Source organism: Paenibacillus sp. FSL L8-0638, from assembly GCF_038593075.1.
Taxonomy (GTDB): Bacteria; Bacillota; Bacilli; order Paenibacillales; family Paenibacillaceae; genus Paenibacillus; species Paenibacillus polymyxa_D.
In genome coordinates this window covers 3,433,938-3,448,997 of the sequence record NZ_CP151960.1, presented here as the reverse complement: position 1 = coordinate 3,448,997, position 15,060 = coordinate 3,433,938, and the positions used below count along the sequence as shown (strand labels likewise).

The window sequence follows — 15,060 nt, the reverse complement described above, 5'->3', positions numbered from 1 at the left end:
GCTCTGCGCTGAAAGCAGAGCCGACTCATTTTTATGGAGGGATGATCGGTGCTTCTGTTTTCAGTTTTAGCGGCAGCCACAGCGCCGGGTCTCGCCTTATTGATGTATTTTTACTTGAAGGACAGGTATGATTCGGAGCCACTGCACATGGTTATTAAAGTGTTTTTGCTCGGCTTTTTGGTGGTTCTTCCTGTCATGATTTTTCAACGAGGGCTGCTGCTTTGGCTAGGGGATCACACGTTAATCCAGGCGTTCGGCATTTCAGCCGGAGTGGAAGAGTTTTTTAAATGGTTTCTGTTGTATCACATCATCTATAATCATACCGAGTTCGACGAGCCTTATGATGGTATTTTGTATGCGGCCGCAGTCTCACTCGGATTTGCAACGGTTGAAAATCTGTTATATGCCTGGGCGGGCCATGCTTCGGTTAGCATGATGCTGATGAGATCATTGCTACCGGTATCCGGTCATGCGATGTTTGGCGTAATGATGGGCTACTACATGGGGAAGGCCAAGTTTTCAGAAGGCTTGAGGAGCAAATACATGTTGCTGCTGTCATTGGTGCTTCCATGGTTCTGGCACGGAGTATACGATTTGATTTTAACGAAATTTTCGCATGACTGGATCTGGTTTATCATTCCACTTATGGCCTTTCTATGGTATGGAGGAATGGCGAAGATCAGTCGAGCTAATAACCGTTCTCCTTTTCGTTTGTTAAAACGGGAAGAAAAGGTTAACATGTAACAAAATGGGACACACTGATCTGACAAACCTGTTAGAGAAAGAGGTGTCTTTTTTGCGTATAAAAGTTAGAATTCATTGTAAAAGATGCGGAGAACGCTTTGTGCTGAGAGGACGCATAGAGCAAGGACAGATTCAGACCGGCTTTAAACGCTGTATTTGCGATAACTGTGAGTTTATTGTTGAAGTCATGGAAAACCATGCATAAGAGAGCTTTCTTCTTGTCACACTATCGGTAGTGTACTTGAAGAAAGGAGACTCCCAATATGTATAAGCGACTTAGTTCCGTATTGTTCCCGGTGGTTACCCTGATGATGATAGGAGCATTTGTGTGGGGTTATCAGCAAAGCCAGATGAGAAAAGAGGTGTCTCTTCAGGCAAATAGCATGTCGATAAAAGCGGAAAATCAATACCAGCGTGCGTTTCACGATTTGTCGTTTCATATGGATCAGCTGCATTCTCAACTCGGTAACGCGGTTGCTGTCCATAATACTTCACACGCGATGCACCGCAAATGTTTGATGAACGTGTGGAGGATTGCAAGTGAGGCTCAAAATGAGGTTAATCAGTTGCCCCTCAATGTAATGCCTTTTAATCATGCCAAGGATTTGCTGTCACATCTATCTGCATTTTCGTATCAGACCGCTGTTCGTGATCTGGATCACGAGCCTTTAAACGAGAAAGAAATTTCGAACCTGAAAACGTTGTATAACAATTCCAAGGAAATTTCGAAAAACATGCACGAAGTGCAGCAAAAAGTCCTTAGCAAAAATTTGCGCTGGATGGATGTCGATATGGCGGCAGGTTCTCAAACTGGGCCGAAGGACAACACCATTATTGATGGCTTTAAAACCGTGGACAAAAAGGTGGAAAACTATAAGGAGCTGGATTGGGGACCGTCTGTAGCCAGCATCTATGATAAACGCTCTGTGAAAAAATTGAGTCTCCCGCCAGTAAATGCAGAACAAATTAAACGAAATGCTGCTGAATTTACAGGAAAACCGGAAAGTCAGATCCGGGTGAACGAAAACGGTAAAGGAACGGAATGGGCATCTTATACAGCTACCCTGCTAAATAAGAAGCAGCCCGTGGCCAGTATGGATTTTACGAAAAAAGGCGGCAAGCTTATTTCTTATCATGACATGAGGGCAGTAGGTCCTAAAAAAGCAACACGCAATGAGGCGATTCGCTATGCTAGTGAATATCTTGAGCAAAAAGGTTACAAAGACATGAAGCCCGTTGCGTATGATGAAAGCGGGAATTTAGCTAACATTACATTTGCGAGCCAGCAAGGGGATGTGATTATCTATCCAGAAAAAATCACAGTCAGATCAGGCCTTGATAACGGACAAGTGATCGGTTTTCAATCCAGTGATTATGTGTATGAGCATAGTCATCTCCGCCGCATTCCGCAAGCGAAATTGAATTTGAATGCAGCACGAGCAAAATTGAATCCTGAGTTTCGTGAAACTTACCACCGTAAAGCCTTAATTGAAAATGAACTTTCGAATGAAGTTCTCTGTTATGAATTTGGTGGTAAAATCAATGGTTCCGTTTACCGGATATACATTAACGCCAATACGGGGATGGAAGAAACGATTGAAGAGGTTAAAGATTCAGATGAACCTCAGGTTACTGCAAGTAATGCGTAGTTGATTACATGAAAATGAATCAATAGTCACTCTAAACCTCCTTCATGAAGGAGGTTTTTTGTGCTTTAGTCATAGCTCAAACAAATATTATGCTTAATATAGGCACAAAGTCGTGGTATTATATACCTTAATTAGAGCTTTTAATGGACAAGGATGGTGGATCATTTGTTTCCCAAAATTAATGATGTGTTATACATACAAGTGGCAGGTACTGACCATAAGGACGAGATTTTTGAATTTAAGTCTCGTATTGCAGAAGAGGAGTCACAGAACTTTTTAATTGAAATTCCTATGTCACAAACAAGTGGGCATTTGAAAAAATTGTTTCTAGGGGAAGAACTGTCTATATTTTTTATGAGCGAGGGTGGGATTAAAAATTACTTTAATACCCACGTTACGGGTTTTAAAGAGGATATCCTCCGGATGATTCGTATCCACAAACCTGCTCCAGACAGCATCAGCAAAATTCAGCGTCGAAACTTTCTTCGGGTTAAGGCCAACTTGGAAATTGCTGTAAAGCATGGTGCGAACGAGTCCAGATTTGTAGCAGAGACACATGATGTAGGAGGCGGGGGTGTTTCTTTTCACACCCAGGGAACTCATCATCTTGAAGAAGGAGAATCATTGTCTTGCTGGATTTTAGTTCCATATAAAAACGGTACTCAGGAGCATGTTCCGTTCCAATCTGAAATTGTGCGCATTCAGCAGATGGAAAACGGTCGCAAACTCATTATGCTGAAATATGAGGAAATCGCTGATCAGGAGCGCCAAAAACTGATTAAATATTGCTTTGAAAGACAGCTGGAATTCCGGGGGAAATCTTAATCATCCGAAATTTTTCTTTTTTAGTAAACCTGTCGCTTATTTTGCATCGCCTATAAATGTGTGGTATAATTTTCACGTCGCAGGCAATGCCTGCTTTTTTCTTGAGGTTAGGTTAGGAGGAATTCCCTGTTGGCAAGGCAACATGTATCTTCAATTAACAAAATAAATGTAGCCATTGATGGACCTGCTGGTGCAGGGAAAAGTACAGTGGCCCGCTTGGTGGCGAAAGCACTTTCTTATGTATATGTAGATACTGGAGCCATGTACCGAGCAGCAACGTGGTACATGATGCGTAAGGAAATTCCTGCAGAAAATGTACAAAAAGTGCTTCAACATGTACCTGAGCTGGTGATTGAATTAGTACCGGACCCCACAGGCCAAAAGGTTTATTGTAACGGGGAAGATGTAACCACTGTGATCCGTTCGATGGAAGTGACTAGCAACGTGTCACAGTATTCAAGTATTGCCGGTTTACGCACTCGTTTGACTGAAAACCAGCGTGAGATGGCTGCACGCAAGGGTGTCGTTATGGATGGTCGCGATATTGGAACAACTGTACTTCCCGATGCGGAAGTCAAGGTGTTCATGACCGCAAGTGTTCAGGAACGTGCCTCCCGCCGTTTTAAAGAACTGAGCGAAACTGATGATATCACTCTGGAGCAACTGGAACGTGACATTGCGGCACGTGACAAGCTTGACGAGGAGAGGGAGGTATCTCCGCTTCGTTGCAGTGAGGACGCCATCGTGCTCGATACGACCCAAATGGGCATTCAGGATGTCGTTGATACGATCGTATCTTATTGCTTAACGGAGAAGGATGGAGAGATCAGCCAATGATATATACTGTATGCGCCAGTATTTTGCGTCTCATTTACCGCGTTCTGTTTAGACTTGAGGCGGTAGGCAGGGAAAATGTTCCTGCTGAGGGTGGAGTGCTGTTGTGTTCTAATCATATTAGTAATCTTGACCCTCCTACAGTTGGTATTTTGCTGAAGCGAAAGGTTCACTTTATGGCAAAAGCCGAGCTGTTTAATGTTCCTGTACTGGGTCCACTAATTGGGAAACTGGGAGCTTTTCCAGTCAAACGTGGCGGTGTAAGTAAGGAATCCATTAAGCTGGCATTGAACATTTTGCGTGATGGTAAGGTTATGGGAATCTTTCCCGAAGGTTCCAGAGGAGCTGGGGGAATCGGTAAAAAGGGTGCTGCAAGCTTTGCGCTACGCAGTGGAGCGGCTGCCGTTCCGGTCGCCATTATTGGTGATTACAAGCTTTTCCGTAAAACGAAAGTGTTATACGGTAAACCTGTCAATTTGGACGCTTACCAAAAGGGTGTCGATATCGAAGGAGATCCACTTGAACTGGCAACAGAAGCAATTATGTCTCGTATTCGCACGATGAAGGAAACGGGTAAGCCTACGAATAACTGAAAGGCTTGTATGAATTGTGTCTAAGCTCGGAAAACTAGAACAAAAGTTTATTTATGTTTTGAACTCTGCCATGCGCAGGTTTAAATAAATGGTTTTTTTTGAATTGAGGAGGGTATTGACATGTCGGAAGAAATTAAAAATCAAGAGGCTGCTGAAGCGGCAAATCAAGACGAGCTCGATCAAATCGTCTCCCTGAAAAAAGGTGACACCGTTAAGGGTACAATCGTGAAATTGGAAGATAACCAAGCGGTAGTAAGCATTGGATATAAATACGATGGAATTATTCCAATTCGCGAGTTGTCTTCTGGTCTGGATAACGCAGAAGAAGCAGTACAAGTAGGTCAAGAGGTTGAAGCTAGAATTATCAGCATTGACGATGGCAAGGAAAAACTTGTTCTGTCCAAACGTGCAATCGACAGTGAAAATGCTTGGGAAAAGTTGGAGCAACTGTTCGAAAGCAAAGAAGTATTTGAAGTCGTTGTAAATGATGTCGTTAAAGGCGGCATCGTGGTAGACGTGGGTCTGCGCGGATTTATCCCTGCATCCATGGTAGAACGTCACTTCGTAGAAGATTTCAGTGATTACAAAGGCCGCACATTGCGTGTTGTTGTAAAAGAACTGGATCGTGAAAATAACAAAGTGATCCTTTCTCAAAAAGACGTTCTGGAAGCAGAATTCGAAGCCAACAAGCTTAAAGTAATGGCTGAGCTGAAAGAAGGCCAAGAAATCGTAGGCACGGTTCAACGTCTTACTCAGTTCGGTGCTTTCGTAGATGTTGGCGGCGTGGATGGTCTTGTTCACGTATCTGAAATTGCTTGGACTCATGTCGATAAGCCTTCTGATGCAGTTTCTGAAGGAGACCAAGTGAAAGTAAAAGTCTTGAAAGTAGATCCTGAAAAAGGAAAAATCAGCCTGAGCATGAAAGCTGCACAGCCTGGTCCTTGGGAATCGGCTGCTGGACAATTCAACAACAATGACATCGTAACAGGTGTTGTAAAACGTCTGGTTAACTTCGGCGCATTCGTTGAAATCGCTCCTGGCGTGGAAGGTTTGGTTCATATTTCCCAAATTTCCCACAAACACATTGGAACTCCACAAGAAGTTCTGGAAGAAGGGCAAGAAGTGAAAGTTAAAATTCTTGAAATGAATCCTTCCGAAAAACGTGTTAGCCTGAGCATTAAAGAAACTGAGGAAGCTCCTGAAGCTGCTCCTAAAGCAGAAAGAGCACCACGTGCATCTCGTGCACCTCGTGAGGAACTGAATAATCCTAACGTTTCCCTCAATAATTCCGGTCTGAGCATTACGCTCGGCGAGCGTTTTGGCGATAAGCTGAACAAATTTAAATGAGTTTAAATCAATACATTTTATAATATGCATAACGTACACCATCGGCGGACCCAGAGGGTTCGCCGATTGTTGTTACATGACCATATCGCCAATAGGTATGTTTTTTGCTATGATGATAGCGGAAGAATTGACAGGAGGAGTGAATTTATGGCAAGACCCGTTGTGGCTATCGTTGGTCGTCCGAATGTGGGCAAGTCCACTATTTTTAATCGGATAATCGGGGATCGTTTGTCCATCGTGGAAGATAAACCCGGAATCACTCGTGACCGTATATACGGTATATCGGAGTGGAATGGTAAATCCTTCAGTATTATTGACACCGGCGGCATTGAGATTGATGGTGAGGATGTCATTTTAAAATCCATCCGTATGCAGGCCGAACTTGCAATAGAAGAAGCAGATGTAATTGTATTTATGAGTGATGCGAAAGCAGGAATTACACAGTCAGATGAAGAGGTTGCTCAAATGCTATATCGTTCGGGTAAACCGATCATCGTAGCTGTCAACAAGGTGGACAACCTCAGTCGCGCCGATCTGATTTATGAGTTTTATTCTTATGGATTTGGTGATCCAATCGCTGTTTCTGGTAGCCATGGTACAGGGATAGGCGATCTGCTAGATGCCATTACATCCAATTTGCCTGAGCTGGAAGAAGATCACTATGATGAAGACGTTATTCGTGTTGCCTTGATCGGCCGCCCGAATGTAGGTAAATCTTCACTGGTTAACGCCATTCTGGGAGAAGAGCGGGTTATCGTTAGTGACATTGCAGGTACGACACGTGATGCAATTGATACACCTTTTGAAAAAGACGGTCAAAAGTATGTACTGATTGATACGGCAGGTATGCGTAAACGTGGTAAGGTATATGAAACGACCGAAAAATATAGTGTAATGCGTGCCATGCGTGCCATTGAGCGTGCAGATGTTGTATTGGTCGTTATTAACGGCGAGGAAGGCATTATTGAACAGGATAAGCACATTGCTGGCTATGCTTATGAAGCGGGTAAAGCATCGCTGTTTGTCGTTAACAAATGGGATGTCGTGGACAAGGACGACAAAACGATGCACCAGTTTGAAACGAAAATTCGCGATCACTTTTTGTTTATGACATATGCTCCGATTGTGTTCTTGTCTGCAAAAACGAAGCAACGCCTGCAAAAGCTGCTTCCTGTTGTACAGCATGTGGCACAGCAGCATGTGTTGCGTATTCAGACACATTTGCTGAATGATGTAATTTCCGATGCGGTTGCCATCAATCCTCCACCAACAGACAAGGGACGTCGTCTGCGCATTAACTATGTGACCCAGGTTGCTGTTAAGCCGCCTACGATGGTTGTATTCGTAAACGATCCAGAAATAATGCACTTCTCGTATGAGCGTTATCTGGAGAACAAAATCCGCGCCGCCTTCAATTTTGAAGGAACTCCAATTCGAATCTTTACACGGCGCAAGTCTGACGAAAGTTAGGAGCGAATAGGTTGATTTTACAAATCGTTGCCATCGTACTCAGTTACTTGCTTGGCTCTGTCAGCTTTAGTTTGCTGTATGGAAAATTAAAAGGAATCGACATTCGCCAACATGGGAGCGGCAATGCCGGTGCGACGAATACGCTGCGTGTGCTTGGAAAAGGCCCAGCTATTCTGGTACTGCTGCTGGACGTACTTAAAGGGGTTATTGCGGTACTAATAGGGCACTGGTTAGGTGGGGAATCATCCTGGGTACCGGGTTTGTGCGGCATTGCGGCGATTGCGGGCCATAACTGGCCGGTATATTTTCACTTCCGTGGAGGAAAAGGTATTGCGACTGCTATTGGTGTATTGGCATCGCTTGCCTTACTGCCCGCACTATATGCCGGAATCATTGCGATACTTGCAATCGTAATGACGCGTTACGTATCCCTTGGATCGCTCATTTTTGTCATTTTGACCCCTTGGATATTACTCGTGCTTGGTTTTGCATGGCCGTTATTCTGGACGGCTCTAATCATTTGTCTGTTCGCTGTGTGGAGACACCGTACCAACATAGTCAAGCTGGTACGGGGGAATGAGAATAAGCTTGGCTCCAAAGGAGGAGATCGTCTTGTCTGAGAAAATAGCTGTGCTGGTCGCGGGGAGTTGGGGAACAGCCCTGGCTTCCGTTCTTGCGGCCAATAACAACGATGTCTCTGTCTGGACGAGAAACGAGCAGCAAGCAGCTGAAATCAATGAGAAGCATACAAATGAGCATTATTTACCGGGCTCTATTTTGTCTGATCGCATTTCAGCTACAACTGATATGCAGACTGCGGTATCTGGTGCTAAAGCAGTGATAATCGTATCTCCTTCTGCTGCTGCTCGTCAGGTAGCACGTAGTCTGAAAGCTCATTTTAGCAAGGATATGCTGGTAGTGCATGCCATTAAAGGTTTTGAAACAGAAACGCTTAAACGTATGTCCACAGTGATCTCGGAAGAACTAGAAGTCGCGGAGGGCGATATTGCCGTGCTGTCTGGTCCGAGTCATGCGGAAGAAGTGGTGAGGAAATGTCCTACAACGGTCGTTGTAGCTTCCTCTAATGAGCAGGCTGCACAGGCTGCTCAGGGGCTGTTCATGAACTCCTATTTCCGTGTCTATACAAACCGCGATTTGCTAGGCGTGGAACTGTCCGGGGCGCTAAAAAACATTATCGCATTGGGTGCGGGAATGTCAGATGGACTTGGTTTCGGTGATAATGCCAAAGCAGCTTTATTGACCCGTGGGTTGGCTGAAATTACCCGTGCCGGAGTTGAGATGGGGGCTAATCCATTAACCTTTGCCGGCCTGGCTGGTATTGGCGATCTTGTGGTCACGGCAACGAGTCGTCACAGTCGCAACTGGCGCGCAGGGTCACTTTTGGGACAGGGCCAACAGCTTGATGATGTGCTGGAATCTATGGGCATGGTCGTAGAGGGGATTCGAACGACAAAAGCGGCATACGCCATCTCTCAAAAATTAGGTGTTCAGATGCCTATTACAGAGGTACTGTATGGAGTACTGTTTGAAGGACGTGACGTCCGTAAGGCCGTTGAGGCGCTGATGGGTCGCGACCCTAAGACCGAGATGGAAGTCATGCCACTTCAGACTTGGGAGCAATGGCATTCTTAAAGGCTCAGATGAGCTTTAATAATATAAAGGCTGTCTCATGGTAGATTTTTTCTATAATGAGATAGCCTTTTTTAGTTAGGCGTTTGGCATGTCTTATGTATGCTTAATCACCTTTTGTCTCCGCCACTCATAGACTGAGTTGAGCAATGGCGGAGGAGGGGAGATTATGAATAAAAACTTTCCGAAAGATGCATTGAAGGCCATTAACAAAAAAGGCGGCAAAAACATATCCGAAAATGCAGTGAAAAAGCTGGCAGGCACGGTAAAGGCGGACACGCTTCAAAGCGAAGCGCAACTGCGTCAGCTTATCAAGCAGGTGTCTGCGATGGCCAACATTCCGGTGTCGGAAGATACAGTAAGGGATATTGTTGGTGCCGTCAAAAAGAGCGGAATGAATCCTTCCAATATGGAAGCGTTGATGAAAATGATGATGAAAAAATAGACCGCTGGCCGCACGCCAGTTAGTATTATTCACCGTGGACCGGGAAGGTTCGCGGTTTTTTTATATTTTGGAGTGGGTAACCGCTTTTACAGTACACAAAATATCGAACTGCCCTGTCGAACATGTTATAATGATGCCCATCGGGAAACGGAAGGAAAGACAGCAAAGGAGGAAACAATGTTGAAGGAGGCAATATCATCGGTGTTAGTAGACAGGCTTCCTCACCATCTGGCAGTTGCGCTGAGTAGCTTGGCTGAGAACTGGTCAACAGTGTCGGTTCCGTGGATGCTAGGCGGGAGTTGTTCACTACTTGTACATGAAGTTGAACTGGATCGCCTGCCTCGGGACATTGATATTTATGCGGATATTCATGCAGCAAAGCAACTTCATGCGCACCCCCTGGGTATAAGTATAGATCGACAGCAGGTTGATCGTAGCGGCTCTTACGTTTCATTGCTGAGCCACTATGATCTGGAGGGATTTCCAGTCGAGTTGGTGGGGGGATTTGAAGTATTATGTGACGGAGCGTTATACCGCTTAGAGATCGAGCGACTACTTTGGTCGGCTGGTGCTCAGCTTGAGCTGGGGAGTGCTTCACTGCGTCTGATGCCGCTCAGTCATGAACTTTTATTCAATATATTGCGAAATCGACCCGACCGATATAAAGCGATTGCAGAAGTCATGAAGCGCGACCCGCGACGTCATATCATTGTACTGAAGCAGCTACTAGTCAGTAATATTTGGAATGAGGAGCAATTGGACAAGCTTGTAGAACTTCTGCCTTGGCCAGAGTTGCACTCCGTCATCCAGATGGGCAATGAAGTATAAGTTGTGTGTGTTAGGAGAAAGACAACTGGAGGACCATTCATGAATGTGCAGATTACGTTTAGGCCGTCAGGTAGGCGCGTACAGGTCGGTCAGGGTACGTCATTGCTTCAGGCTGCTCGTAAAGCGGGTGTATATATCCCCACTCGTTGTGACGGAAAAGCAGCCTGTCTGATGTGTAAGGTACAAATATCACCGGAATGGGCTGAATTCGCAGACCAACCCAGCGATGCAGAGCAGCGTAAGCTGGGGCCTTTACTGGATGAAGGAATGCGCTTATCCTGCCAGGCACGTGTCCAAGGCGATATGGAGGTAACCATACCGGAGGATAGGCTCAAGGCGGCTATCAGACGGCAACTGGAGCGTCAGGCGCTGGATGATGAACTGTGGTAATGCCGATTATATCAGGAGAATAGAAAAAGGATGTTTCCGACGACTCTAAACGGTCAGGAGAAACATCCTTTTATTATTTAATCTAGCGACGAAGTCATGGGAGAGTCTTGCCCCGCATATATTAGGTGAGTGGAACCAAACGTAAAATATCGTTTCTGCAATGATCGCTCTGTCGTAATCTATTTTTCAAAAAACTAAACATATTTTACGGAGGGGATACATATGATGGTATCAGTCCAAATGCATGTACGAGTTTACGCCGTTTCGCCGATTCCATCAGTCTCCTGAATCTCGGCGGCGGACGACTTCCGGGCATTTTAAAGGCTGTTCTGCCGCATCTGGGATCAAGCAGTTGGTTGAACACGAAGCGGATGCTCTTTAAGCATTTTTCCTTCGGAGACTTTTGAGGAGGGGATTTCATTGGAGAAAGTGGACATTTTTAAAGACATTGCCGAACGCACCGGAGGAGACATTTATCTTGGGGTCGTCGGCGCAGTCCGAACAGGAAAATCAACGTTTATCAAGCGGTTTATGGAGACGATTGTTCTGCCAAACATTACAAGTGAGGCGGACCGTGCCCGCGCCGTAGACGAGTTGCCGCAAAGTGCGGCAGGCAAGACGATCATGACGACGGAGCCTAAATTCGTACCGAATAATGCCGTCCAGATCAAAGTAACGGAAGGACTGGATGTGAATGTACGTCTGGTTGACTGTGTAGGATATGCAGTAGAAGGAGCAAAAGGGTACGAGGATGAAAATGGTCCGAGGATGATCTCCACACCATGGTTCGAAGAACCCATTCCTTTTCAGGAAGCGGCAGAAATTGGTACACGCAAGGTTATCCAAGAGCATTCGACGCTTGGTGTAGTAGTGACTACAGACGGCACGATTGCGGAAATCCCGCGCAGCTCTTATGTAGAGTCGGAGGAACGCGTCATTGAGGAGTTGAAGGAAGTTGGCAAGCCATTTGTTTTGGTTATCAACTCCACACATCCGCGCAGTGATGAAACACTCCAGCTTCGTAGTGAGCTGGCTGCCAAGTACGATATACCAGTCATGACACTCAGCGCGGCGACGATGACGGAAGATGATGTTACAGGCGTACTTCGTGAAGTATTGTATGAATTTCCAGTGCATGAGGTGAATGTAAACCTGCCGAGCTGGGTCATGGTACTGAACGAAGAGCACTGGCTGCGTAGCAATTATGAAAATTCCGTTCGCGATACGGTTAAAGATATTCGACGCCTGCGTGATGTAGATCGAGTGGTTGGCCAGTTTATGGAATATGAATTCATCGACAGGGCCGGATTGAGCGGGATGAATATGGGGCAGGGTGTAGCTGAAATTGATCTGTATGCTCCCGATGAGCTGTATGACCAGATTTTGGTCGAAGTCGTCGGGGTAGAGATTCGCGGCAAGGATCATTTGCTGCAAATGATGCAGGATTTTGCCCATGCCAAACGAGAGTACGACCGCTTCGCCGAGGCGCTGGAAATGGTCAAGACAACGGGATATGGCATTGCCGCGCCGTCGTTATCTGAGATGGCACTAGACGATCCGCAGTTGATTCGTCAGGGTACAAGGTTTGGTGTGCGGCTCAAGGCGACAGCACCTTCTATACACATGATTCGTGTAGATGTGGAATCGGAATTTGCTCCGATTATCGGAACAGAGAAGCAAAGTGAAGAGCTTATGCGCTATCTGATGCAAGATTTTGAGAATGACCCAATCAAAATTTGGGAGTCAGACATTTTCGGACGTTCGCTGCATTCCATTGTACGGGAAGGCATTCAGGGTAAAATCGCCATGATGCCGGACAATGCACGCTATAAGCTGCAGGAAACGCTGGGTCGTATCATTAATGAAGGCTCCGGCGGTCTCATTGCTATAATTCTTTAAAGGGGAAAGTCACACCCCTATAAAATGTATAAGAGAAATATCGTGGAGAGCAATTTGCTCTCTACGGTTCGCAAAAACAAAATATTAGACTGACCTCCAAAACCAGACAGGGGTAGCCATGGACGAGAAAATAAAGTCCTGGATTACCTCTTTTTTTATTGAGCTTTTGTTACTCGTAAAGTGCTGTAGGCGAATTTTTCCTATTCATTAAAAGCGTAGTTCTGATATTCGGCTGGACAACCCCAATATTGAAATACTATGCGTGCAGGATCGTCAATCGGTAAGTATACTTCAATTCCAGGATACATGTGGCTACTTACAGAAAGATGAATTTGCTTGTAGCGAATAGGGACTAAATCGTCCGCGGTTCCCATTCTGGCCAAAATAATTTTGGGTTGCTCAATTTCACTTGCTGAGTCCTTTGGCTGCATATTCCAATATTTATTAAGATCATCGTATTTTTGAAATCTGTCTATTAACTTCGTATACCAATGGTCGTATCGGGACAACATGTTATATCTTTTGAAAGCTTGTATCCCAAAAATAGCATGAGACTCCCACTGTTCGAACGACTCAGCATCGAAGGTAGAACGGGGACGAATGGAAAAATCGGAGTTAAAATGAAAATCTACTTTATTCAGTTTGCCATTCATAAAAGAATCGGAAGGAATATCAAATAAATGGCGAAACGGTTCATTTAACCCTTTGATATCTAAGGTATGAGTAACAATCATTGCCGGAAATGGCAAATTACTCATGATTTGCTGTGTTTGCTCCAGCGCCAGCTCTAGAGAACGTCCTTCGAGTTCGTAATGGATCGGAAGATATTCAGCGGCGAGGAGAAGGTCATTGCGCTCATGTGAAGTACACTCCAGATACTCAGCAATATGGATTATCGTTTGCCGATCCGGTATTCGACGAGACCGTCCAACCAATAGATTTTTATACGTAGGACATGCCTCATCATTAAGCTCCTGCTGAGTAAATCGTTTTAATAACGGGTGTGATAGCTCAGTATATTCCCGTTGACGCTTCATGCGAACAGCTTCAATCTCTCCCAAAACGTTTTTTAATGTTTTATATCGGAAGTCCTTGTGCATGGTCATCCTTTTTCAATCCTTTTCATAATGAGGTGTAGTTCTACACTTGGTGCAGATAGTTCCCTACAGTATACTACATTGTGAAAAAGGGGAGCTATTTACAAGGGTTTCTCAATGAGAATGATGGGGGAGATCATATGGTTCGTGCAATTGTAACAGATCCGTTTGCTTCAGGATATTTCGCAATAAAGGAAGTTTCCGTCCCGCAGGCCCAGCCTTGGGAAGCGATCGTTCAAGTACAGGCCTTCTCTCTGAATCGGGGTGAAGTTGTAGATGCAAGAAATCATGGAAGACAGAGCAGACCAGGATGGGATTTTGCCGGGATTGTCATCGAGCAAGCCAAAGATGGCACGGGCCCGAAACAAGGAAGCCGTGTCGTAGGACTTCTCCCGATGGGAGCATGGGCCGAACAAATTGCCGCTCCTACTTCATTAGTGGCTGAATTTCCTGATGATATTACCTTCGCCCAGGCTGCTACTTTACCAGTAGCCGGTCTGTCAGCGCTCTATACACTTCGAAAAGGAGGAATGCTGCTCGGTAAGCGAATATTGATATCTGGATCGACTGGCGGAGTTGGGACTTTTGCACATCAGCTAGCGGCGCAATCAGGAGCTTTTACAGTAGGTGTAGCCAGAACAGAGGAAAAAGCTCTACTTGTTCAAGAGGCTGGTGCTAATGAGGTTATCGTTGGCGATCCGGCGATTTCCTCGCTGGATACATTCGGACCTTATCATCTCATTGTGGATTCAGTAGGTGGGGATACGCTAGCTGCATTACTACCTCAGCTTATGCCAGAGGGGATATGTGTGTCCATGGGACATTCGTCCTCACCTTACGCAACGATTAATATTAGGGGCTTAGGTGGTAGAACTTTGTATTGCTTCTTTCTAGGTGAGGAAATAAATCGTTATTCCCCAGCGGGAGATCTAAAATTACTAGGTGAGCTTGTATCAAAAGGCCAGTTAGTAGCAAAAATCGAAGTGGAGGCATCGTGGAAGGAAATTGGAGCTGTAGCCCAACAACTGATAGATCGGAAATTTTCCGGTAAAGCAGTGCTCCAAATAAGTTAGATGTGAGCGTTCTCCTATTTAAAATAAACAGACAGATTGTATCTTCGACCCAGGCTCCGCCTTGATTTCAAATTTAAACAGCAACCGTTTTCCGGTATTCAATCGGGGACGGTTGATTTTTGTGTTCTGGCCTATAAAACCAGAAATTTCTCTATATTTTATAAAACCTATTTACATACTTGGTTTAAAGCGATATATTAAGTATCAAATTTGAAT

16 protein-coding genes are annotated in these 15,060 nt (G+C 45.1%); 15 read left to right on the top strand and 1 reads right to left on the bottom strand.

Translation table 11 applies throughout. The features are described 5' to 3' along the window. Nucleotides 1–48 precede the first annotated feature (48 nt). From prsW to spoIVA, 14 genes are all read left to right on the top strand, one after another. Entirely contained in the window at nt 49–744 is a 696-nt protein-coding gene (gene prsW / locus MKY35_RS15210; RefSeq protein ID WP_069012703.1) for a glutamic-type intramembrane protease PrsW, read from the top strand. Nucleotides 745–1,007: 263 nt separating this feature from the next. Continuing rightward, a complete protein-coding gene (ypeB, locus tag MKY35_RS15205) occupies nt 1,008–2,393 on the top strand; it encodes a germination protein YpeB (protein ID WP_307346202.1) in 1,386 nt (461 codons plus the stop codon). A gap of 165 nt (nt 2,394–2,558) precedes the next feature. Next, nucleotides 2,559–3,218 (top strand): flagellar brake domain-containing protein, encoded by a 660-nt coding sequence (locus MKY35_RS15200; protein WP_322251810.1) that lies wholly within the window; start codon nt 2,559–2,561, stop codon nt 3,216–3,218. Nucleotides 3,219–3,347: 129 nt separating this feature from the next. Continuing rightward, the gene (gene cmk / locus MKY35_RS15195; protein ID WP_322251811.1) at nt 3,348–4,055 is read left to right on the top strand and encodes a (d)CMP kinase; all 708 of its coding nucleotides are present in this window, start codon (nt 3,348–3,350) and stop codon (nt 4,053–4,055) included. Further along, complete coding sequence (locus MKY35_RS15190) at nt 4,052–4,645, top strand: lysophospholipid acyltransferase family protein (protein WP_342426405.1); 594 nt, start codon at nt 4,052–4,054, stop codon at nt 4,643–4,645. Before cmk ends, MKY35_RS15190 begins: the two co-directional genes overlap by 4 nt. Nucleotides 4,646–4,765: 120 nt before the next feature. Then, nucleotides 4,766–5,992 (top strand): 30S ribosomal protein S1, encoded by a 1,227-nt coding sequence (gene rpsA / locus MKY35_RS15185; RefSeq protein ID WP_029517322.1) that lies wholly within the window; start codon nt 4,766–4,768, stop codon nt 5,990–5,992. Between the two features lie 147 nt (nt 5,993–6,139). After that, nucleotides 6,140–7,462 (top strand): ribosome biogenesis GTPase Der, encoded by a 1,323-nt coding sequence (gene der / locus MKY35_RS15180; RefSeq protein WP_013310744.1) that lies wholly within the window; start codon nt 6,140–6,142, stop codon nt 7,460–7,462. Nucleotides 7,463–7,473: 11 nt separating this feature from the next. Beyond that, the gene (gene plsY / locus MKY35_RS15175) at nt 7,474–8,082 is read left to right on the top strand and encodes a glycerol-3-phosphate 1-O-acyltransferase PlsY (RefSeq protein ID WP_029517323.1); all 609 of its coding nucleotides are present in this window, start codon (nt 7,474–7,476) and stop codon (nt 8,080–8,082) included. Continuing rightward, the gene (locus MKY35_RS15170) at nt 8,075–9,115 is read left to right on the top strand and encodes an NAD(P)H-dependent glycerol-3-phosphate dehydrogenase (RefSeq protein WP_029517324.1); all 1,041 of its coding nucleotides are present in this window, start codon (nt 8,075–8,077) and stop codon (nt 9,113–9,115) included. Before plsY ends, MKY35_RS15170 begins: the two co-directional genes overlap by 8 nt. A 166-nt stretch (nt 9,116–9,281) precedes the next feature. Beyond that, complete coding sequence (locus MKY35_RS15165) at nt 9,282–9,557, top strand: stage VI sporulation protein F (RefSeq protein ID WP_013310741.1); 276 nt, start codon at nt 9,282–9,284, stop codon at nt 9,555–9,557. Between the two features lie 177 nt (nt 9,558–9,734). After that, a complete protein-coding gene (locus tag MKY35_RS15160) occupies nt 9,735–10,385 on the top strand; it encodes a hypothetical protein (RefSeq protein WP_342444147.1) in 651 nt (216 codons plus the stop codon). 39 nt (nt 10,386–10,424) lie between these two features. Further along, the gene (locus tag MKY35_RS15155; protein ID WP_069012701.1) at nt 10,425–10,775 is read left to right on the top strand and encodes a 2Fe-2S iron-sulfur cluster-binding protein; all 351 of its coding nucleotides are present in this window, start codon (nt 10,425–10,427) and stop codon (nt 10,773–10,775) included. A 244-nt stretch (nt 10,776–11,019) separates the two neighbouring features. Then, nucleotides 11,020–11,157 (top strand): hypothetical protein, encoded by a 138-nt coding sequence (locus MKY35_RS15150; protein WP_013371690.1) that lies wholly within the window; start codon nt 11,020–11,022, stop codon nt 11,155–11,157. Nucleotides 11,158–11,195: 38 nt separating this feature from the next. Further along, nucleotides 11,196–12,674: a stage IV sporulation protein A gene (spoIVA, locus tag MKY35_RS15145; RefSeq protein ID WP_023989182.1), complete on the top strand. Its 1,479-nt coding sequence runs from the start codon at nt 11,196–11,198 to the stop codon at nt 12,672–12,674. A 200-nt stretch (nt 12,675–12,874) separates the two neighbouring features. Here the strand turns inward: spoIVA and MKY35_RS15140 are convergent, their stop codons facing one another. Continuing rightward, nucleotides 12,875–13,780, bottom strand: coding sequence for a hypothetical protein (locus MKY35_RS15140; RefSeq protein ID WP_069012700.1), 906 nt, complete (start codon nt 13,778–13,780; stop codon nt 12,875–12,877). Nucleotides 13,781–13,911: 131 nt separating this feature from the next. Here MKY35_RS15140 and MKY35_RS15135 point away from each other — a divergent pair, with 131 nt between their 5' ends. After that, nucleotides 13,912–14,844, top strand: a complete 933-nt coding sequence (locus MKY35_RS15135; protein ID WP_342444146.1) for a zinc-binding dehydrogenase — start codon at nt 13,912–13,914, stop codon at nt 14,842–14,844. Nucleotides 14,845–15,060: the final 216 nt, after the last annotated feature.

What these genes read in the sequence shown, in the direction of transcription:
- MKY35_RS15155 (WP_069012701.1), top strand. Translation starts at nt 10,425, where the DNA reads ATGAATGTGCAGATTACGTTTAGGCCGTCAGGTAGGCGCGTACAGGTC.
- rpsA (WP_029517322.1), top strand. Translation starts at nt 4,766, where the DNA reads ATGTCGGAAGAAATTAAAAATCAAGAGGCTGCTGAAGCGGCAAATCAA.
- der (WP_013310744.1), top strand. Translation starts at nt 6,140, where the DNA reads ATGGCAAGACCCGTTGTGGCTATCGTTGGTCGTCCGAATGTGGGCAAG.
- MKY35_RS15140 (WP_069012700.1), bottom strand. Translation starts at nt 13,780, where the DNA reads ATGACCATGCACAAGGACTTCCGATATAAAACATTAAAAAACGTTTTG.
- ypeB (WP_307346202.1), top strand. Translation starts at nt 1,008, where the DNA reads ATGTATAAGCGACTTAGTTCCGTATTGTTCCCGGTGGTTACCCTGATG.
- MKY35_RS15165 (WP_013310741.1), top strand. Translation starts at nt 9,282, where the DNA reads ATGAATAAAAACTTTCCGAAAGATGCATTGAAGGCCATTAACAAAAAA.
- MKY35_RS15160 (WP_342444147.1), top strand. Translation starts at nt 9,735, where the DNA reads ATGTTGAAGGAGGCAATATCATCGGTGTTAGTAGACAGGCTTCCTCAC.
- MKY35_RS15190 (WP_342426405.1), top strand. Translation starts at nt 4,052, where the DNA reads ATGATATATACTGTATGCGCCAGTATTTTGCGTCTCATTTACCGCGTT.
- MKY35_RS15150 (WP_013371690.1), top strand. Translation starts at nt 11,020, where the DNA reads ATGTACGAGTTTACGCCGTTTCGCCGATTCCATCAGTCTCCTGAATCT.
- MKY35_RS15135 (WP_342444146.1), top strand. Translation starts at nt 13,912, where the DNA reads ATGGTTCGTGCAATTGTAACAGATCCGTTTGCTTCAGGATATTTCGCA.